The 19,483-nt window shown below is 73.7% G+C and carries 17 protein-coding genes; 10 read left to right on the top strand and 7 right to left on the bottom strand.

The features are described from left to right. Nucleotides 1-47: 47 nt before the first annotated feature. Nucleotides 48-791 (top strand): transglycosylase family protein, encoded by a 744-nt coding sequence (locus tag ACZ45T_RS06460; protein ID WP_468438105.1) that lies wholly within the window; start codon nucleotides 48-50, stop codon nucleotides 789-791. Here the strand turns inward: ACZ45T_RS06460 and ACZ45T_RS06465 are convergent. Genes ACZ45T_RS06465 through ACZ45T_RS06475 form a run of 3 tightly spaced genes read right to left on the bottom strand, consistent with a single transcriptional unit; the run spans nucleotide 754 to nucleotide 4,866 of the window. Continuing rightward, nucleotides 754-1,416, bottom strand: a complete 663-nt coding sequence (locus ACZ45T_RS06465) for an ATP-binding cassette domain-containing protein (RefSeq protein WP_468438107.1) — start codon at nucleotides 1,414-1,416, stop codon at nucleotides 754-756. The two genes, ACZ45T_RS06460 and ACZ45T_RS06465, sit on opposite strands and share 38 nt — an antisense overlap. Then, nucleotides 1,406-4,483, bottom strand: a complete 3,078-nt coding sequence (locus ACZ45T_RS06470; RefSeq protein ID WP_468438109.1) for an ABC transporter permease subunit — start codon at nucleotides 4,481-4,483, stop codon at nucleotides 1,406-1,408. The genes ACZ45T_RS06465 and ACZ45T_RS06470 overlap by 11 nt, the downstream gene beginning before the upstream one ends. Further along, the gene (locus ACZ45T_RS06475; RefSeq protein ID WP_468438111.1) at nucleotides 4,471-4,866 is read right to left on the bottom strand and encodes a hypothetical protein; all 396 of its coding nucleotides are present in this window, start codon (nucleotides 4,864-4,866) and stop codon (nucleotides 4,471-4,473) included. Before ACZ45T_RS06475 ends, ACZ45T_RS06470 begins: the two co-directional genes overlap by 13 nt. Before the next feature lie 236 nt (nucleotides 4,867-5,102). Here ACZ45T_RS06475 and ACZ45T_RS06480 point away from each other — a divergent pair, with 236 nt between their 5' ends. Genes ACZ45T_RS06480 through ACZ45T_RS06490 form a run of 3 tightly spaced genes read left to right on the top strand, consistent with a single transcriptional unit; the run spans nucleotide 5,103 to nucleotide 7,799 of the window. After that, entirely contained in the window at nucleotides 5,103-5,510 is a 408-nt protein-coding gene (locus ACZ45T_RS06480; RefSeq protein ID WP_468438113.1) for an MTB12 C-terminal domain-containing protein, read from the top strand. After that, a complete protein-coding gene (locus ACZ45T_RS06485; protein ID WP_468438115.1) occupies nucleotides 5,488-6,786 on the top strand; it encodes an ABC transporter substrate-binding protein in 1,299 nt (432 codons plus the stop codon). The genes ACZ45T_RS06480 and ACZ45T_RS06485 overlap by 23 nt, the downstream gene beginning before the upstream one ends. 32 nt (nucleotides 6,787-6,818) lie before the next feature. After that, on the top strand, nucleotides 6,819-7,799 hold the full coding sequence (locus ACZ45T_RS06490; RefSeq protein WP_468438117.1) for a helix-turn-helix transcriptional regulator: 981 nt from the start codon (nucleotides 6,819-6,821) through the stop codon (nucleotides 7,797-7,799). Between the two features lie 285 nt (nucleotides 7,800-8,084). Here ACZ45T_RS06490 and ACZ45T_RS06495 read toward each other — a convergent pair whose 3' ends face one another. Beyond that, nucleotides 8,085-9,152, bottom strand: coding sequence for a phosphatase PAP2 family protein (locus ACZ45T_RS06495; protein ID WP_468438119.1), 1,068 nt, complete (start codon nucleotides 9,150-9,152; stop codon nucleotides 8,085-8,087). Nucleotides 9,153-9,390: 238 nt separating this feature from the next. Then, a complete protein-coding gene (locus tag ACZ45T_RS06500) occupies nucleotides 9,391-10,506 on the bottom strand; it encodes a hypothetical protein (RefSeq protein ID WP_468438121.1) in 1,116 nt (371 codons plus the stop codon). Nucleotides 10,507-10,798: 292 nt separating this feature from the next. On the opposite strand from ACZ45T_RS06500, the gene ACZ45T_RS06505 reads away from it, so the two are divergent. Together ACZ45T_RS06505 and ACZ45T_RS06510 are read left to right on the top strand one after the other, a co-directional pair. Further along, nucleotides 10,799-12,442: an MFS transporter gene (locus tag ACZ45T_RS06505; protein WP_468438123.1), complete on the top strand. Its 1,644-nt coding sequence runs from the start codon at nucleotides 10,799-10,801 to the stop codon at nucleotides 12,440-12,442. Between the two features lie 373 nt (nucleotides 12,443-12,815). Next, nucleotides 12,816-13,985, top strand: a complete 1,170-nt coding sequence (locus ACZ45T_RS06510) for an acyl-CoA dehydrogenase family protein (RefSeq protein WP_468438125.1) — start codon at nucleotides 12,816-12,818, stop codon at nucleotides 13,983-13,985. Nucleotides 13,986-13,994: 9 nt separating this feature from the next. Here ACZ45T_RS06510 and ACZ45T_RS06515 read toward each other — a convergent pair whose 3' ends face one another. Then, nucleotides 13,995-14,444: a cell division protein SepF gene (locus tag ACZ45T_RS06515; RefSeq protein ID WP_468438127.1), complete on the bottom strand. Its 450-nt coding sequence runs from the start codon at nucleotides 14,442-14,444 to the stop codon at nucleotides 13,995-13,997. A gap of 285 nt (nucleotides 14,445-14,729) precedes the next feature. On the opposite strand from ACZ45T_RS06515, the gene ACZ45T_RS06520 reads away from it, so the two are divergent. The 4 genes from ACZ45T_RS06520 (at nucleotide 14,730) to ACZ45T_RS06535 (ending at nucleotide 18,509) form a co-directional block, all read left to right on the top strand. Continuing rightward, complete coding sequence (locus ACZ45T_RS06520; RefSeq protein WP_468438129.1) at nucleotides 14,730-16,028, top strand: DUF5685 family protein; 1,299 nt, start codon at nucleotides 14,730-14,732, stop codon at nucleotides 16,026-16,028. A 77-nt stretch (nucleotides 16,029-16,105) separates the two neighbouring features. Continuing rightward, nucleotides 16,106-16,921: a DUF1684 domain-containing protein gene (locus ACZ45T_RS06525; protein ID WP_468438131.1), complete on the top strand. Its 816-nt coding sequence runs from the start codon at nucleotides 16,106-16,108 to the stop codon at nucleotides 16,919-16,921. 135 nt (nucleotides 16,922-17,056) lie between these two features. Then, complete coding sequence (locus ACZ45T_RS06530; protein WP_468438133.1) at nucleotides 17,057-17,941, top strand: S1 family peptidase; 885 nt, start codon at nucleotides 17,057-17,059, stop codon at nucleotides 17,939-17,941. 88 nt (nucleotides 17,942-18,029) lie between these two features. Continuing rightward, nucleotides 18,030-18,509 carry a hypothetical protein gene (locus ACZ45T_RS06535; RefSeq protein WP_468438135.1) on the top strand — a complete coding sequence of 160 codons (480 nt, stop codon included), beginning with the start codon at nucleotides 18,030-18,032 and terminating at the stop codon, nucleotides 18,507-18,509. A 48-nt stretch (nucleotides 18,510-18,557) separates the two neighbouring features. Here ACZ45T_RS06535 and ACZ45T_RS06540 read toward each other — a convergent pair whose 3' ends face one another. Beyond that, nucleotides 18,558-19,454 (bottom strand): DUF4231 domain-containing protein, encoded by an 897-nt coding sequence (locus ACZ45T_RS06540; RefSeq protein WP_468438137.1) that lies wholly within the window; start codon nucleotides 19,452-19,454, stop codon nucleotides 18,558-18,560. Nucleotides 19,455-19,483 lie beyond the last annotated feature (29 nt).

Here is a 19,483-nt window from a genome sequence, read left to right on the forward strand (position 1 = left end):
GCGCGGCGGGCCCGGAGGGGTGACGGACGGCTGCGTAGCGTGACCCGATGCCCCACCTCCGGATCCGTCGGGCCGCCGGTGTCACGGTCGCGGCCACTGCCGCCGCTGCCGCCGTGCTCGGGGTCGGACTCCCCGGTGACGCGGTGGCCGCGGCGCCGCCACCTCCCGCGCCCGGCCCGGCGGGGGCGGCGCACCCCGGCTCCCCGGGCGTGATCGGGACCGGGCCCGGGGACTGCGGGCCGGGCGGGCAGTGGCCCTGGGACTGCGTGGCCGACTGCGAGAGCGGCGGGCGGTGGGCGGTCAACACGGGCAACGGCTTCTACGGCGGGCTGCAGTTCTGGCAGCCGACCTGGGAGGAGTACGGAGGGCTGGCCTTCGCCCTGCGGGCCGACCTGGCCAGCCGCGGCCAGCAGATCCGGGTCGCCGAGGACGTCCTCGGCACGCCGGGGTGGAACGCCTGGCCGGTGTGCTCCAAGCGGTACGGGCTGGCGGGGCGGATGCACGTGGTGCGGGACGGGGACACGCTGGTGTCGATCGCCCGCAAGCACCGGGTGCGGGGCGGGTGGAAGGCGCTGTACGAGGCGAACCGGGAGCTGATCGGGCCCAGGGCGGAGGCGCTCGCGGTGGGCATGATGCTGGTCGTCCCTACGCCGCAGCCCGCGCCGGTGCCGGTGTCGACGCCTGTGCCCGTGCCGGTGGCTCCGCCGGTCGCGCCGGTTCAGGTGGCTCCGCCGGTTCCGGTGGGCGCGTCGCCTACCGCCCCCGGGCCGGCTCCGTCGCCTCCCCGCTGAACACCACGGCCCCGCGGCGCAGTTCGTGGACGAGGACCTTGGGACGGGCGAGCGCCGGCGGCAGCCGCTGCTCGGCGAGGACCACGGCGGCGCCCGAGGCGGCCCGGGCGGCGAGGAGCTCGTACGTACGGGCCGCGACGGCGGCGGACATGCCCTGCGTCGGCTCGTCCAGGAGCAGGACGGTCGCGGACGCGCTCAGCAGGGCCCGGGAGACGGCGAGCATCCGCTGCTCCCCGCCGGACAGGGTCCCGGCGGGGCGGGCGAGGAGGGCGGCCAGGGCCGGGTAGGCGGCGAGGGCCGCGCCGTGGTCGGGGCCGGCCAGTCGGAGGTTCTCCTCGACGGTGAGCGACGGGTACACGGCCTCCCGGTCCGGTACGAAGCACAGCCCGCGGCGGGCACGGTCGTGGGCCGGGACACGGGTGACGTCGGCCGTGCGCCAGTGCACGCTGCCCGAACTGAGCGGCACGGCTCCGGCCAGGGCGCGCAGGGCGGTGGTGCGGCCGGCGCCGTTGCGTCCGAGCAGCAGGGTGAGGGCGGCGGCGGGCACCGGCAGGTCGATGCCGTGCAGGGCTTCGAGGGGGCCGTAGCGGACCCGGGCGGCGCGCAGCGCCATCTCAAGTGGCATGGAGGCGGCCCTCCCTGAGGGTGTGGACGGTGTCGGCGAGCGCGGCGAGCAGGTCCAGGTCGTGCTCGATGACCACGAGGCCCGTCCCGTCGTCGGCCAGCGCCCGCAGCACCCGGGCGAGCGCGGCGACTTCGGCGGTGTCCAGCCCAGCGGTCGGCTCGTCCAGCAGGAGCAGCCGGGGCGAGCCGGCCAGCGCCCGGGCGAGCTCGGTGCGGCGCAGGACGCCGGTGGGGAGGCGGGAGGCGGGGGAGTGCCGCTCGGCGACCAGGCCGAGGAGGCGCAGGGCGCGGCGGGTCTCGTCGCCCGGGGGCGGGCGGCGGCCGTGTTCCTCGCCGACGCGGACGTTGTCGGCGACGGTGAGGGTGCCGAAGACGGCGGGCTGCTGGAAGGTCCGGGCGAGCCCGAGCCGGGCCCGGGCGTGCGGGGGGAGCCGGGTGATGTCCCGGCCGTCGAGGAGGATCCGCCCGTGGGCGGCCCGTAGCGTGCCGGCCAGGCAGTGCAGCAGGGTGGTCTTCCCGGCCCCGTTCTCCCCGACGATCCCGGTGATCCGCCCCGCGTGCGCGTCCAGGTCGAGGTCCCGGATCGGCGCGCCGGTGGGGTAGCGGACGTACAGGCCGCGGGCTTGGAGGAGGGCCGGGCCCCGGGCGGGGCGCGCGGTGCGGGTGCGGGTGCCGGTGCCGGTGCTGCGGGGCGGCGTCGCCGGTGCCGTGCCGGCTCTCGCACCCGGGGGCCGGACCTGCCCGGACCCCCGGCCCGGGGAGAGGGCGGCCGGGCCGCCGCTGCCGGGGCTCTGCCCCGGACCCCGCGCCTCAATCGCCGGCGGGGCTGGAGTTGGCCGGCCCTCGGCGGCGGCGGGCGCGAGGAGGCCGACGGCCGGCGGGGCTGGAGTTGGCTGGCCCTCGGCGGCGGCGGGCGCGAGGAGGCCGACGGCCGGTGGGGCTGGAGTTGGCTGGCCCTCGGCGGCGGCGGGCGCGAGGAGGCCGACGGCCGGTGGGGCTGGAGTTGGCTGGCCCGCGGCGGCGGCGGGGGCGAGGAGGCCGACGGCCGGTGGGGCTGGAGTTGGCCGGCCCGCGGCGGCGGCGAGGGCGAGGAGGCCGACGGCCAGGGCGGGGAGGGCGGCCGGGAGGCCCGCGTCGAGGGCGACCAGGAGGGTGGCCGCCGCCACGGCGCCCAGCATGCTGTCCGCGCCCAGGGCGACCACGGCCGCGAACCACAGCAAGCCGCGGATCGGGTCGAAGGCCTCCGGGTCGAAGGCCCGCACCCCCATGCCGAGCAGTCCGCCGCCGAGGGCGGCCAGGGCGGCGCCGATGACGAAGGCGAGGAGTTTCAGCCGGGGCACGGGTACTCCGGCGGCCGAGGCCCCCGCCTCGTGGTCGCGCATCGCGGCGAAGGCCCGGCCGAGGCGGCCGCGGCGCAGGCGCCGTACGGCAAGGAGTGCGGCGGCCAGGACCGCCAGCTCCAGGGCGTAGTAGGCCCGGTCACCGGCGAGTCCGGCCGGGCGGCCCAGGGTCAGCCCGGCCGTGGCGTAGGGCTGTGCGAACACGAACCGGCTGACCATGACCCCGACGGCGAGCGTGACCAGTGCCAGGGCCAGCCCGCGCCGGCGGATCGCGGGGGCGCCGGTGAGCAGTCCGAGCGGGGCGACGAACAGCACGGCGAGCCCGAGGGCGGCCAGGCCGGGCACACCGGCGGCGGCCAGATGGGCCGTGAACAGGGCGCCGAGCCCGGCGTACGCCGCCTGCCCCAGCGAGATCTGCCCGCCGCGGCCGGTCACCACGACCAGGGACAGCAGGATCAGGGCGAGCCCCGGGATCCGCAACGCGGTATCGAGCCCGCCCCCACCGAACCGCAGCGGCAGCACCAACACCCCACCGAGCACCCCCCACCCGACCACCCGCCCCGCAGCCACTTCACCCCACCCCGACCCGTCCCCCCTCGGCCCGAAGGGCAGCCTCAAACCCCGCCGCGGCCCGCCCCCCACGGTCGCCTGCCCCGGCTCCGCCCTGAACCCCGCCGGCCCGGCCCCCGCACGCCCCGGCCGCGCCGTCGCCCCGACCACAGGCACTGGCTGCCCCGCCTGCGGCAGCCCGCCGGGCGAAGCTTGGGCGTCTCCTGCGGGGCCCGTCCCAAGCCCGGTTCCCGGGGCCGCCGGGCCTGGCTGCCCGCCCGGCGGCTGCGGGGGGTTTCTTGCGGACCCGGCCTTCGGGGGGACGGCTGGGGGGTGGCGTCGGGGGCGGGGTGGGGGGAGGAGGGCGGTTGTCAGGAGGGCTACCGCGAAGAGGTTGGCCGAGAGGGACTGGAGGAAGGGGGCCGGCCAGCCCTCGGGGTGGAGGCGGGTGAGCTGGGACTGGGCCACGCCGATCGCGAGGGCGACCGTAATCGCCACCGGCAGGCTGTGGAGGCGGGCCGCCACGGCCACCGCGAGGGTCTCCAGGACCAGCAGCGGGAGCCCGTAGGGGTCCAGGCGGACGTACGGGGCCAGCAGGATGCCCGTCAGGCCTGCGGTGGCGGCGCCGAAGGCCCAGCCGGCCGCCGCCACGCGGGCCGTGTCGATGCCGCCCAGAATGGCCAGCGCGCGGTTGTCGACCACCGCGCGCAGGGAGCGGCCGAAGGACGTCCTGCCGGTCACCCAGGTGACCGGCAGGACCAGGGCCGCCACCGTCGCCAGCTGCGGCCAGGGCTCCGAGCCGAAGAGCCGCGGTGCGTCGGCGCGCGCTCCCGGCCCCCATAGGGCCACCGCCACCCCGACGAGGAGGACGAACACGCCGATCGTGGCCGTCAGGTCCCGTACCTGGTCCCGGGGCCGGGCCGAGAACAGGCGGTCCAGGAGGAGGCCGAGGGCAGGGGCGAGGCCGAGGACGGTGAGCGCCGCCGCCAGGCCCGTCGGCACCGACCACCGCACCACCAGCTCCCGCATGACGTACGCGCACACCATCGCCACCGCCCCGTGCGCCAGGTTCAGCACCCCCGTCGCGCGGTACGTCACGATCAGCCCGATGCCTGTGAGCGCGGCGGCGCTGCCGACGGCCAGGCCCGCCAGGGTGAGCTCGTACGTCAGCGAGGCCACGGGGGCTCACACACCGGGCACGGGGTCAGCCCGTCCGCCGGGTCCGCCGGGAACACCTGAGGGCGGCCGTCCACCAGGGGGCAGTCGGGGCGGTGGGCGAGCGTGCCCCCGGGGACCCTGACGGGAGGCGCAGAGGAGGAGGGAGCGGAGGAGGAGAGGCCCGTCGCAGTCGCAGTCGCGGCCGCGTCCGGCTCGGGTTCCGGGTGCCACCGGGCCAGCAGCTGGGCCCCCGCCACGATCAGCGCCGCGCCCGGCACCGTGCACGAGGCCAGGTAGGGGATCTGGCGCTCCGCGAACCGCTCGCCGGACACCCCGTACCAGCCGGCCAGACACAGCAGCACCCCGCAGGCCACCGCCCCCAGGCCCGGCCACAGAGTTCGCATACCGGCCCCCATCCGGTCATTCCGCGCGTTGCGCGATGCCGTGAAGACGCTGACTCTGGAAGCATCGAGCCGAACGGCTCGCTCGGACACCGGTGGTGAGCCAGATGGTCCAGAGCAGACACCCCCGAGCCGCGATATGGGCGGCGGCCGCAGTCCTGCTGGTCGTACCAGCAGTCGCAGGATGTTCATCGGACTCGGACTCGGCCTTGCACCCGGAATCAAGCTCGGAAGCGAGGATGGCGGCCACCCAGGCCCCAGCCCCCGTCACGCCGGCCGCGGACGGCCCCGCCGACCCCGCGGCCGCCAAGGCGCAGATCGAGAAGAACTGGGCCGTCTTCTTCGACGCGAAGACCTCCACCGAGGAGAAGGCCAAGCTGCTGGAGCACGGCGACATGCTGGAGCCGCTGCTGGCAGGCCTCGCGCACCTCCCCAACGCGGACGAGACCTCCGCCAAGGTCACGGCAGTCACCTTCACCTCGCCCACCGAGGCGACCGTGACCTACGACCTGCTCGTCTCCGGCTCCCCGGCACTGCCCGCCAGCAAGGGGATCGCGGTGCTCGACGACGGAGTCTGGAAGGTGTCGCTCAAGTCCCTCTGCGGGCTGATCGAGCTCAGCGGCAATGCGGCGCCGGCGCCGTGCTGAAATCCTGCTGCTCGCGGCGCTCCTGACCGCGAGCGCCGCCTGCGGGAGCCGGCTGCCCGAGACCGCGTTCGGCGAGAGCAGTGAGAGTAGTGAGAGCAGCACGCGGACCGGCCCCGCCGCCGGGCCCGTGCGGGTCGGTGTCATCGCGAGCCGCACCAGCCCCGTGGGCGGCGACGCCTTCACCGGCCCCGGCGACGGCGCCCGCGCCTACTTCGCCGCGCTGAACGCCCGCGGCGGGCTCGGCGGCCGCTCGGTCGAGGTGGTCGACTGCGACGACGGCGGCAGCGGGATCGGCAACAACGACTGCGTACGCCGCCTGCTCGACGAGCGGAAGGTGTTCGCCCTCGTCGCGACGACCTCCCTCTCCTACGCCGGCGCCCCGCGGGTCAGCCGCGCCGCCGTGCCCGACATCGGCGGACAGCCCATCGGGACGGCGTACGACACCTACCCGCACCTGTACGGGATCTACGGCAGCCAGGCTCCCCGCGACGGCAAGACCCCCGGCTGGGGCGGCACCCTCTACAACGGCACCGAGGTCTACCGCTACTTCAAGCGCGAGCACGGCGCCCGGACCGCGGCCGTGGTCTCCTACAACCAGGCGGCCTCCGCCTCCTACGCCCGCCAGATCACCCAGGGGCTGCGCGTCGAGGGGTACGAGGTGGTGCCCGAGCAAGTCGACTTCGCCCTGCCCAACTTCCGGGCCGTCGCGGCCGATCTCAAGGCGCGCGGCACGGACCTGGTCTTCGACGCCCTCGACACCCACGGCAACGTCCGGCTCTGCGAGGCGATGGACGCGGCCGGGGTGGCGGTGACCGCGAAGGTCACCAACGTGCAGAACTGGAACGACCGGGTGGGAGCCGACTTCAAGAACGCGCCCGGCTGCCGCAATTCCCTGTGGGTGACCGGGTCGAGCCGCAACCACGCCGACGCCGCCGACCCTGCCGTCGCCGAGTTCCGCGCCGCGCTCGCCGGGAGGGAGCTGTCCCAGTGGCAGCTCGAAGGCTGGGCCGCCGCCATGTGGTTCACCGACGCGGCCCGGTCCTGCCTGCCGGACCTCACTCGTCCGTGTGTCGAACGGTTCCTGGAGCGGCCCGAGGCGTACACGGCGCGCGGGCTGCTGCTCCCGGTGTCCTTCGTCCCCTCGCCGGCGCCGCCCGCCGAGCGCCGGACCTGTCTGTCCGTGGCCCGCTGGCAGGACGGCAAGGGCTGGGTGACCCAGGGCGGGGACATGACCCGCAATTGTTTCGAGGTGCCGTTGCTGCCGTACCGGCCCTGAAGGGCCGTCGGCCCCGCTGGCAGACTCGGGGGATGCTCGACACCTCCGCACGACTGCTCCGCCTGCTGTCCCTGTTGCAGGCCCACCGCGAATGGAGCGGGGCCGATCTGGCGGACCGCCTCGGCGTCACCGCGCGGACGGTCCGGCGCGACGTGGACCGCTTGCGGGAGCTGGGGTATCCGGTGAACGCCAGTCCCGGAACCGGGGGCGGCTACCAGTTGGGGGCGGGCGCCGAGCTCCCGCCGCTGCTGCTGGACGACGACGAGGCCGTGGCCGTCGCCGTCGGGCTGCGCACCGCCGCCGGGAACGGGGTCGAGGGGATCGGGGAGGCCTCCGTACGGGCCCTCGCCAAGCTGGAGCAGGTGCTGCCGGCGCGGCTGCGGCGCAGGGTGTCCGCGCTCAACGAGTTCACCGTGCCGATGCTGCGCGGAGCCCAGCGGTCCACCGTGGACCCCTCGGTACTGACCGACCTGGCCTCCGTCTGCCGGGACGGCGAGCGGCTGCGCTTCGAGTACCGGGACCACGAGGGCAACACCACCCGCCGCACGGTCGAGCCGCACCGGCTGGTGTGCACGGAGCGGCGCTGGTACCTGGTCGCCTGGGACCTGGACCGGGAGGCGTGGCGGACCTTCCGCGCCGACCGGATCGAGCCCAGACCGCCGCACGGACCGCGGTTCACCCCGCGCCCGCCGCCCGCCGAGGACCTCGCCGCGTACGTCTCCCAGGGCGTGTCGCAGCGGGCGTACGCGGCCCGCGCGGTCGTGCGGCTGAAGGTTTCCGCGCAGGAGGCGGCGCGGATCATCGGGCCGAGCGACGGAGTCCTCGAACCGGTCGACGGGCAGAGCTGCTTGCTGCGCACCGGAGCGGTGAGCCTGGACGTTCTGGTGATTCACATCATGTTGCTCGGCTGTGAGTTCGAAGTGGTCGAGCCGCCGGAGCTGACGGACCGGATCAGAGCGGCGCGGGATCTCCTGGGGAGGGCCGTGGATCCCGGAGAAGTGAAGGAAATGTAGCGGGCCTGAGGGGGATTCAGTTGGTCTGGTCCATGAGGCCCGTGACAATCTCCGGGTGGAATTCCGGGACGATCGGCGGAAATTCCAAAGCGTCTGTGCGGCGGGCGTGTCGCGGTCCGGGAAACAATTTGCGGTTGTAGATATTCTGTGACACAAGCGTGACCCGGGACGGACGAACGTCCGGGCGTGGCGCTGACGGACGACGAAGGCGGGCCGGGTCAGTGACCCGGCCCGCCTTCGTCGTCGCGGGGTGAGGTGGTGCGTACCGCCCCCGCGGCGCGGCCGTCAGCCGCCGGCCACCGGACGGGCCGCGGCGGTGCGGGCGGCGGCCCGCTCGGCGTGCGCCGGGCGGCGGCTGCCGACCGGGGTGACCGGGGTGCGCTCGGAGCGGATCAGGTGCACCCGGCCGGCCGGGTGCACGGCGGGCCGGGGGGCCGGGGAGTGCCCGGTGGTCACGCCGGCCGTGGCGGGAACCGGGACCGGCTCCTCGGCGGCGCCGGTGGTGTCGGGGACGCGCCGCAGCTGCCACTTGCCGCCCGCGGAGAGCAGCGGGGTGAGCGCGGAGGCGACCGGGGCGGACATCCGCCCGGTCTCTGCGCGGCGGCGCAGCAGCTCGCGAAGGTCGAAGACGTAGGCCTCGGCCCGTGCGATGAGCGGCTCGAACCAGGGGAGGGCCAGCAGGATCAGCAGGCCCGCGGACCAGCCGAGCAGGACGTCGCTGACCCAGTGCGTGCCGAGGTAGACGGTGGTGGCGCCGACGCTCAGCGAGACGACCGCGGACACCACGGACAGCACCCGCCGGGTGACCACGGTCGAGGCCAGGTAGGCCAGGATTCCCCAGGTCACGACGGCGTTGGCGGTGTGGCCGGAAGGAAATATATCGCCGCCGGCGAAGAGTTCGGCGGATCCGATCTCGGTGGCGTAGTGCGGGCCGAGCCGACCGAGGCCGAGCTTGACGGAGCCGACGGTGATGTTGAGCAGCAGCAGCGCCACGCCGAGGGTGATCAGCGGGCGCAGGGTGTGCTGGCGCCAGGAGCGCCAGCCGAGCCAGGCGGCGACCATGACCGCGGTGGGTCCGCGCTGGCCGAGCACGACGAGGTAGTCGAGGAAGGCGTGCAGCTGCGGCCACTGCTCGTAGGGCCGGAAGAACATGACCTGCCAGTCCAGGCGGACCAGCCAGGAAGTGGTCAGTACGGCCACCACGATTGCGAGATAGAAGACGAGGGTCGATCCCAGGAGTACGACGCGGTGCCGGCTCATCTGCGGGGTTTGCAGATGAGCCGGTCGCTCTGGTTCCCGGTCCAGCCGGGCGAACACCCGCTCCAGACGGGTCAGGATTTGGTCGGTACGCACTCAATCGACGTTACCGCGCGCCGCTGCTCAGCCCGGGCGAATCGCGGGCTTTGTGATGACCATGTGATGTGGAGTTGGTCTCATGCGGGACTTAATTCCCGGTATTCCGGCACCGGTTGGGCCGGTTTCGATCACCGTCCCGAGAATTGTTTCGCGCGCTTACCCGAGGTTTATTGCCGCAGGTCATTTCCTTTGCTGAAAGATGGTGGGGAATGATCCGTTCCGTGATGTGAGGGCTCTATGGAGGTCCCGAGCCGTTCAGCCAGAACGCCCCGTAGACCGCCGAGGCCAGCGCCGCCGCGCCCAGTACCAGGGCCGCCCGCCCCGTCCGCCACCGGGCCAGCGCCACCGCCGGCGGCAGCAGCAGCGGGAAGGCCGGCAGCAGCAGCCGGGGCTTGGAGCCGAAGTATCCGGACGCGCACAGCGCCAGCGCCACGACGATCCCGCAGTACACGAGCAGCGGCGCCGGCTGGCGCTGCCGTACGCACGTCGCGTACAGCCACAGCACCAGGACGACCCCCACGATCAGCCCCACCCCGGCGAGGAAGGCGGACGAGGCCAGCTTCGCCCCGATGAACCGGGCGAAGGCCCAGCCGCCGTCGAAGCCGTTGCCCCAACCGCCCTGCACGCCCAGGTACCCGAACAGCCCGCCCCCGGTGCGGGCGCCGACCCACAGCACGTACGCCGCCGCGCCCATCGGGGCCAGGAGCGCGCCCAAAGCCATCCGCCACGACCGCTCCCCGCGCCGCCAGGCCAGGACCGCGGCCACCCACACGGCCGCGACCACCGCCGCGCCGACCGGGCGGGTCAGCCCCGCCGCGGCCGCGAGCAGCCCCGCCGTCAGCCACCGGCCGCGCAGGGCCCCGTACAGCGCCCAGGCGGCCAGCGCCGTGAACAGCGACTCGCTGTACGCCATCGACTGCACGATCCCGACGGGCAGCGCCGCCCACACCCCGACGGCGAACACCCCGGCGCGGCGGCCGTGGAGCAGATCGGCCACCGCGAAGATCCCCCAGGCCGCGGCGAGCCCCGCGAGCACCGACACCACCAGGCCCGCCGAACCGTACGAGAGCCCGGTCGCCGCCGACACCAGCCGCTCCAGCCACGGCAGCAGCGGGAAGAAGGCCAGGTTCGAGTGGACGTCCCCGTTCGGGAGGACCACCTCGTACCCGTACCCCTCCGCGGCGACGCGGGCGTACCAGAGCGAGTCCCAGCGGGCCGAGAGCAACGTGTGCGGGCTGCTGCCGACCGCCGCACCCCACACCGCGAGCACGGTCAGCCCGAGCAGCCGGACCGCCGCGAAGAGGGCCAGCGCGGGCGCGGCCCGGCGAAATCCAAGATCCTTCACGGGCATGATTATCGGGGGCGCGGGCTCGGGCCCCCTCAAGGCCGGGGCCGAGGGCCACGCGCCGTGAGGGCGCGTGTACGCGGGGGAGGGGCCGGGGTGCGGGGAGTGGCGTACGCCACACGGCGGGCGCCGCCGGGATGAGAGCTTGGCCACGTGTCGGACAGGCGAACTCGCGTACGCTGACCGTTCACTCGCGTGTCGATGCCGGACCCCGTTGGACGCCGCACAGCGCACCACCCCCCGCGGCTCCGAAGACGCTGGTCCGCCGAGCGCGAGGGATCACCTGGGAGGTACATGCATGTCGGGGACGAACGCGGCCGGGGTCAAGGCCCCTTCCCCCTGGCAGCGGCTGAGCGCCGCCTCCGGCGGGACCAACCGCTGGGTCGTCCTGGCGGTCCTCTGCGTCAGCCTGGTCCTCGTCGCCCTCGACGCGACGATCCTGCACGTCGCCGTCCCCTCCCTCACCGAGGACCTGCGCCCCGGCTCCATCGAGCTCCTCTGGATCGTCGACGCCTACCCGCTGGTCTGCGCCGCACTGCTGATCCTCTTCGGCACCCTCGGCGACCGGGTCGGCCGCCGCCGCATACTCCTCCTCGGCTACGGACTCTTCGGCGCGGCCTCCGCGATGGCGGCCCTCGCCGACAACGCCCAGGTCCTCATCGCCGCGCGCGCCCTGCTCGGCATCGGCGGCGCGATGATCATGCCCGCCACGCTGTCGATCCTGCGCCAGGTCTTTCCCGACCGGCGCGAGCGGGCTCTGGCCATCGGCATCTGGACCGCCGTCGCCGCGATCGGCGCCGCGAGCGGGCCGGTGCTCGGCGGCTTCCTCGTCCAGCACTTCTGGTGGGGCTCCGTCTTCCTCATCAACATCCCGCTGATGGCGCTGATCCTGCCGCTCGGACGCTGGCTGCTGCCGGAGTCGCGCGGCGCAGCGGACGGGCCGTGGGACGTGCTCGGCGCGCTGATGGCCGCCGCCGGTGTCCTCGGATCGGTGCTCGGGATCAAGCGGCTGGGCGCCGAACGCCACCTCCTCGACGCCCAGGCGGTGGTCCCGCTGCTGCTCGGCGCGGTACTGCTCGTGCTGTTCGTGCGCAGGCAGAAGAGGCGCGAGCACCCGCTGATCGACATGCGGATGTTCTCCCGGGCCGCCTTCTCCACCTCCGTGGCCTGCATCGTGCTCGCCATGCTGGCCCTGGTCGGCCTGGAGCTGATCGCGGTCCAGTACCTCCAGCTGGTGCTGCACCTCAGCCCGCTGGAGACCGGGCTGCGGCTGCTGCCCCTGACCTTCGCCGCCATGGCCGCGGGCGCCACCGGGTCGTACACCCTGGGCCGGATCGGGCCGCGCACGATGGTGTCGCTGGGCTTCCTGCTGACCGCCTTCGCGGTGCTGCTGCTGACGTTGATGGGGCAGAACGACCGGCCGGTGCTGCTGACGGTCGGCTTCGTCCTGCTCGGCTTCGGGCTGCAGACCACGCTGTTCGCGGCGTACGAGTCGATGCTGAGCGAGGCTCCGGCGGCGACGGCGGGCGGTGCGGCCTCGATCGGCGAGACCTCGTACCAGCTGGGCGCGGGCATGGGCATCGCCCTGCTGGGCAGCGTGATGAACGCGGCCTACCGGCCGGGGCTGGTGGGGGTGCCGGGGGTTTCCTCCGCGGACTCGGCGGGCGCGGCCAATTCTCTGGGCGAGGCCTATCAGATCGCGGCGCACCTCGGCGGTGCGGCGGGGGCCTCGCTGTACGCCGCGGCGCGGGGGTCGTTCGTGCACGGGCTGCACGTCACTCTCGTGGTGAGCGCGGGGTTGCTGCTCGCGGGGGCCGCCATGGCGCTGAGGCTGCCGCGGGGGATGGAGTGCGGGCCGGTGCCGGGTGAGCCGGTGCGGTTGCCCGCGCAGGCGACGGGCGAGCCGTGCCCGGCTCCCGCTCCGGTTGAGCACGCGGGCTGATCGCCGTTGCCGGGGCGCTGCCCCGGACCCTCCCCCAGACTCCGTCCGGGGGTACCCCCACGCCTCAAACGCCGGCGGGGCTGTAAGGAAAGAGCCGGCGGGGCTGAAGGAGCCGGGGGCGCTGCCCCCGGACCCCCGCGCCTCAAACGCCGGCGAGGCTGGGATTGGCCAGGCGAGGCTGGGATTGGTCAGGCGAGGCCGGGTGGCCAGGCGGGGCTGAGGTTGGCCAGGCGGGGGGTGGGGCGAGGCTGGACTGGCTCGGCGAGGCTGTAAGGAAAGAGGGGGGCTGGATTTGCCCGGCGGAGGCTAATAGCGTCGGCCGAGCGCAAAACTTGCGCTGCTAGGTTCCTGCTCAGGCCGCCGGGAGGCCCCCGTGTCCTTCGTTCCCACCGATCCGCTCGGGCTCGACGAGCTCCTCGGGCCCGAGGACCTCGCCGTCCGGGACACCGTGCGCAGCTGGGCCGCCGATCGCGTGCTGCCGAACATCGCCCAGTGGTACGAGAGCGGTGAGCTGCCCGGGATCCGGGAGCTGGCCCGGGAGCTCGGGGCCATCGGGGCGCTCGGGATGTCCCTCCAGGGTTACGGGTGCGCCGGGGCCAGCGCCGTGCAGTACGGGCTCGCCTGCCTGGAGCTGGAGGCCGCCGACTCCGGGATCCGCTCGCTGGTCTCCGTGCAGGGGTCGCTGGCCATGTACGCGATCTGGAAGTACGGCTCCGAGGAGCAGAAGCAGCGCTGGCTGCCCGGCATGGCCGCGGGCGAGCTGATCGGCTGCTTCGGGCTGACCGAGCCCGATGTGGGATCGGACCCCGCCGCCATGCGCACGTACGCGAAGCGCGACGGCGGCGACTGGGTGCTCAACGGACGCAAGATGTGGATCACCAACGGGTCCGTGGCCGCGGTCGCCGTGGTGTGGGCGCAGACCGACGAGGGGATCCGCGGGTTCGCCGTCCCGACGGATTCCGCGGGGTTCTCCGCGCCGGAGATCAAGCACAAGTGGTCCCTGCGGGCATCGGTGACCAGCGAGCTGGTCATGGATGACGTGCGGCTGCCCGCGGATGCGGTGCTGCCGGGAGTGACCGGGCTCAAGGGACCGCTCGGCTGCCTCAGCCACGCGCGGTACGGGATCATCTGGGGGTCCATGGGCGCGGCGCGCGCCAGCTTCGAGTCGGCGCTCGACTACGCGAAGACGCGGGAGCAGTTCGGCAAGCCGATCGGCGGTTTCCAGCTCACCCAGGCGAAGCTCGCCGACATGGCGCTGGAACTGCACAAGGGGATCCTGCTCGCCCACCACCTGGGCCGGCGGATGGATGCGGGCACCCTGCGGCCGGAGCAGATCAGTTTCGGCAAGCTCAACAACGTCCGCGAGGCCATCGAGATCTGCCGCACCGCGCGGACCATCCTCGGTGCCAACGGGATCTCCCTCGAATACCCCGTCATGCGGCACGCCACCAACCTCGAATCGGTCCTCACCTACGAGGGCACCGTCGAGATGCACCAGCTGGTGCTGGGCAAGGCGCTCACCGGCCTGGATGCCTTCCGGTGAGAGCCCTGCCTAGCTCTGGTTGAAGAAGTCGCGCGAGCGGCCGCCGGCCTCGCCGCTCACGATCTGGGTGTCGGCCGGGGTCAGCAGGAAGACCCTGGTCGCCACCCGCTCGATCGAACCGCGCAGCCCGAAGGTCAGTCCGGCCGCGAAGTCGACGACGCGCTTCGCGTCGCCCGGGTCCATCGACGACAGGTTCACGATCACCGGGACCCCGTCGCGGAACAGCTCGCCGATGCCACGGGCGTCACGGAAGCCGTCCGGGGTGACCGTCGCGATCCGACGGCCGTGCTCCACGGCCGACTCGGAGGCCACCTTGACCCGCGGGTCGGTGACCCACTGCTCCCCGGGGCCGGCCACCGAACCCTGGGCCGCCTCCGCGTAGTCGTCGTCGTAGTAGCGCTCGTCGTCGCTGTCCTCCACGAGACCCAGCCAGGCACTCGCCTTGCGCACCGAACCCATGGACTGCCTCCTTTCACCGCGGTCAGTCTGTCTTCTCTCCGCTGCCCCTATGCTCGTCCATGATGCTGACAACGCGCCAAGTGGATAGTCGCCGCGCAGGGGTTTCGTGACGGTACTGGTGCAGAACATCCGTTGCACGGTCAAGGATCCTGGTGGCTACCACTGCTGACTGAGTGAAAATACGACTGCTGCCGCCGTGCGGGTGAGCGATGCGGACGTACGGGTGAAGAGGGCGGGTCGATACGATGCCCGCCAAGCACGCGTACGACACACGGGGGAAGCACCTTGTTCGGCATCGTCAGACCTTGCACGCACCGGCTGGGGGAGCGGTTCAAAGCGGAGTGGATGGCCCATCTGTGCGGACTGTGTCTGGCACTTCGGGGTGACCACGGACAGTTCGCCCGGATCGTCACGAACTATGACGGGCTGCTCGTTTCCGTTCTGACGGAGGCTCAGTCGGGTCCCGCCTCCGGCGCACGGCGCACTGCGGGCCCCTGTCCTCTGCGCGGCATGCGCACGGCCTCCGTCGCCAACGGCGAGGGCGCGCGGCTCGCCGCCGCCGTCTCGCTCGTGCTCGCCTCCGCGAAGGTGCGCGACCACGTGGCGGACCGGGACGGGCTGTTGGCCCGGGCCCCCATCGCCATGGCCGCGCGCAAGGTGGCCCGCGGCTGGGACCGGGCCGGTGCCCGCACCGGGGCCTCGCTCGGCTTCGACACGGCGGTGCTCGTCGACGCCGTGGACCGGCAGGGCGGGATCGAGACGCTGGCCGGCCTCGGCACGTCCGTGCTCGTGGTGACCGAGCCGACGGAGACCGCGACGGCCGCCGCCTTCGCGCATACCGCGCAGCTGGCCGGACGGCCAGGCAACGCCCCCGCGCTGGCGGAGGCGGGCCGGTACTTCGGCCGGCTCGCGCACCTGCTGGACGCGGTGGAGGACCAGGGCACGGACGCGGCGGCCGGCGCCTGGAACCCGCTCACCGCCACCGGGACCTCGCTCACCGAGGCCCGCAGGCTGTGCGACGACGCCCTGCACGGCATCAGGCTGGCCCTGCGCGAGGTCGAGTTCGCGGACGCGGGGCTGGCCCACCGGCTGCTGGTGCACGAGCTGGCCGCCTCGGTGGACCGGGCCTTCGGGACCCGCAGCTGCGGTCACACGGCGATGAATTCCGCCGGGCAGGGCTTCGGCCCGCCGCCGCAGGGCTACGGCCCGGGCGCGGGCGCCCCGTACGGGGGCGGCAGCCCTTACGGCAACGGGAATCCATACGCCCCCGGCGGTCCCGGCACGGCCCCGCCCATGGGTCCGGGCGGTCCCGGCGGCCCGGGCGGTCCCGGCTGGGGCGGCTCCGGCGGCGGCGGTGGCCTGCCCCCTCAGAAGCCGCGGCGCGGGCTGCTCGCCGGCTGCGCCGTGGCCATCGGGCTGTTCTGCACCTGCCAGCTGTGCTGCACGGAGCACGACGGCCCGTGGTCCCGGGAGAAGAAGCAGCCTTGGTGCGACAACGACTGCGGCAACTGTGACTGCAGCTGCTGCAACTGCTGTGGCGAAGGCGGCTGCTGCGACGGCTGTGACTGTGGGTGCGACTGCTGAGGTTCTTTCGGATTCCACAGGTCCGGACGGCGTACGGGGGGATTCCCGTCCGGACCCGCGTGGAAGGGGTGAGCGGGATGAGTGACGACGCAGACGATCCGCACACGGCCTGGCGGACATGGCACGAGCGCAGGGTCCAGGCCGTGTCCGCCCCCTACGGTCCCCTCGCGCTGACCGGTACCCTCTGGCTCGCCGATTACCCGGAAGGTCGAATTCCGGCCGTTCCGGGGCGCTGGCGCACGACCGTCGGCGGTGTGGCGCTGACCGCCACCGCCGAGGACGGCCTCCGCCTCGACGGCGAGCCCTTCACCGGTGACGCCGTACTGGCCGCCGACGAGGCCCCGCCCTCGCACTCCCGGCTCTCCACGCAGGAGACGCGTCTCGTCCTCATCCGGCGCGAAGGGGAGTGGGCGGTACGCGTCTTCGACCCCGGCTCCGAGGCCCGCCGGGCCTACACCGGCATCGAGGCCACCCCGTACGACCCGGCCTTCGCGCTGCCCGGACGGTTCCGGCCGTACGACGCGGACCGGACCCTCCAGGTGGAGAACGCCGACGGGCGGGCGCGCGGCCTCGGCCTCGGCGGCGAGCTGAGCTTCTCCTTCGCAGGCGTCGAGCACGTCCTCCAGGTCGCCGTCGACGAGGACGACGGCAGCCTCTGGGCCGTCTTCGGCGATGCCACCGGCGGGCGCACCAGCTATCGCTTCCGTTTCCTGAAGCCAGGCATACCGGACGCGCACGGCGCGATCACCGTGGATTTCAACCGGTCCCTGCTGCCCCCGTGTGCCTTCGCGGACCATTTCATCTGTCCTTTCCCCCCGCCCGGGAACACGCTGCCCTTCGAGGTTGCGGCGGGCGAGCGGCGGCTGAAAGCCGCTCTTGCGACCGGTATCTGACGACAGGACACTCCCGACAGCGCTTGTCAGGGGCACGGCCAAAATTCATGCGCCCGCCGTGCCCCCGGCTGCGCCTCACGGGCCCGGGCACCCCCACATCCGCCGGGCCCCCGACCCTCTCCAGGAGGACGAGAAGTGAGGATCAAGCGCACGACCCGTAACAGGCTGCTCGCGATGGCCACCGGCCTGGCCGCCGCAGCAGCGCTCGCCGTCCCCACCGCGGCGAGCGCGGCCCCGCAGGACGACCACTTCAGCGCCGCCCGGCTCGCCTCGGCCGACGCATCCGTCCTGCGCGCCGACGTAGCGGGCACCGCCTGGCACACCGACCCCGCCACCGGGACCCTCGTGGTCACGGCCGACTCCACCGTCTCCGCCGCCGACATCGCGAGAATCAAGCGCGAGGCCGGAGCCGACGCCGGAGCCCTGCGCATCGAGCGCACCCCCGGCAAGCTCACCAAGCTGGTCTCCGGCGGCGACGCGATCTACGCCTCCGGCTGGCGCTGCTCGCTCGGCTTCAACGTGCGCAGCGGCAGCACGTACTACGCCCTGACCGCGGGCCACTGCACCGACGGCGCGGGCACCTGGTGGAGCAACTCGGCGCGGACCACGGTGGTCGGCTCCACCGTCGGATCCAGCTTCCCGACCAACGACTACGGCCTCATCAAGTACGCGAGCAACTCGCCGGTGCCGCCCGGCACCGTCGGCAGCCAGGACATCACCAGCGCCGTCAACGCCACCGTCGGCATGGCCGTGAAGCGGCGCGGCTCCACGACCGGCACCCACAGCGGCTCGGTGACCGGCCTCAACGCCACCGTCAACTACGGCGGCGGCGACATCGTCTACGGCATGATCCGCACCAACGTGTGCGCCGAACCCGGCGACAGCGGCGGCCCGCTCTACTCGGGCACCCGCGCCGTCGGCCTCACCTCCGGCGGCAGCGGCAACTGCTCCTCCGGCGGGACGACCTTCTTCCAGCCGGTGGTCGAGGCCCTCAACGCCTACGGGGTCAGCGTCTACTGACGGTGACTCATGCGCCCCCGTCGCACCCCTGGACGTACTCCCCGCTTCTGGGAGGATGTTCAAGGGTGTTGACGGGGGAGGCTTCTGCATGAAACGTATCGGCGTGACCGGGCACCGGTCCATCCCGGACTCGGTGCTCGGCCATGTGGAGAGCGGTCTGCGCGCCGTACTGGGCGGCCACGAAGGGCCGTTGGAGGCCTTCTCCAGCCTCGCGGAGGGTGCGGACCAGCTGTTCGCCGCCATCGCACTCGAATGCGGCGCCGACCTCACCGTGGTGATCCCCAGCGGGGACTACGAGCAGACCTTCGAGGACGCCGGAGCCCTGGCCCGCTACCACCGGCTCAAGCGCCTGGCCGCCCAGGAGATCCGGATGGACTTCGCCCGCTCCACGGACGAGGCCTACTACGCCGCCGGCACCTACATCGCCGACTCCTGCGACGGGCTCGTCGCCGTCTGGGACGGGCTGCCCGCCCGCGGTCACGGCGGCACCGGCGAGATCGTCGCCTACGCGCGCTCGCTCGGCAAACCGGTCACCGTCATCTGGCGCGAGGGCGTGACCCGGGACTGAGCCCCGCCCCCTTGCCACGCCCCTTGCCCCGCCCCTCCGCCCGCGGTCTCAACTGCTGTGCCGGGCCAGCCAGTCCGTGTGCTGCGGAGAGACGTACCGCTCGGTCTCGTACACCGACGAAGGCCACTGGGACTCGGTGATGGTCGTCTGCATCACGACCATCATGGCCGCCAGATCCTGCTCGATCAGGGTGTGCGCCTCGATCAGCGGATGGTGGCGGCGCACCTCGTTCCAGGCGATGCCGGCCGCCGCGGCCGCGCTCAGCAGCGCGGTCAGCTTCGGCCCCGGGCCCGACCCGAACGACCCCAGCAGCGCGAACAGCAGGGCCAGACAGGTCAGCAGCACGATCGTCCACGACCACACGTTGGTCGCGCGTCGGGACACCTCGGTCTTGCGCCGGTACCAGTTGCGCTGCTCGATCAGCCGGTCCCGGACGTACGTCTCGCGCCGTGCCTGGTAGTCCATCGAGCGCAGCCGCTGCATCGCGCCGGTGATCTCCCCGCCCTCCGGAACCGTCCCGGTGGTCCGCGGGTCCTCCCAGCCCATCTTCCGCAGCTCGGCCAGGCCCGCCTCCAACCGGGTCCGGTACGTGGCCTCGGGAGCCTCGACCTCGCTGCCGAACGGCGCCCCGTGGACCGCGTACCGCCAGGCCAGGGACTTGATGAACTCCGCCGCGCTGCGGTTGAGCTGCCACTGCGGGCGGGCCCGGCGCCGGGTCGCCCGCATGCCCACGCCCAGTACCCCCATGTACGAGACCACGCTCAGCAGCCCGAACAGGTACAGCGAGCCCAGCTTCGGCCCCGCGGGCAGGGCGGCGGCCCCCGCGGCCGCGACGAGCAGCATCAGCTGCGCGCGCGTCGCCTGGGTGGACTCCCGCTGCCGGGAGATGGCCGCCTGGTCGGTGTGGTGGAAGAGGGCCGGCAGGTCCTCGTTTCGAAAGGTCATGCTGTCGGGCACAGCGCCCCCCTGCTGTC

The organism is Streptomyces sp. NPDC030995, assembly GCF_055571215.1.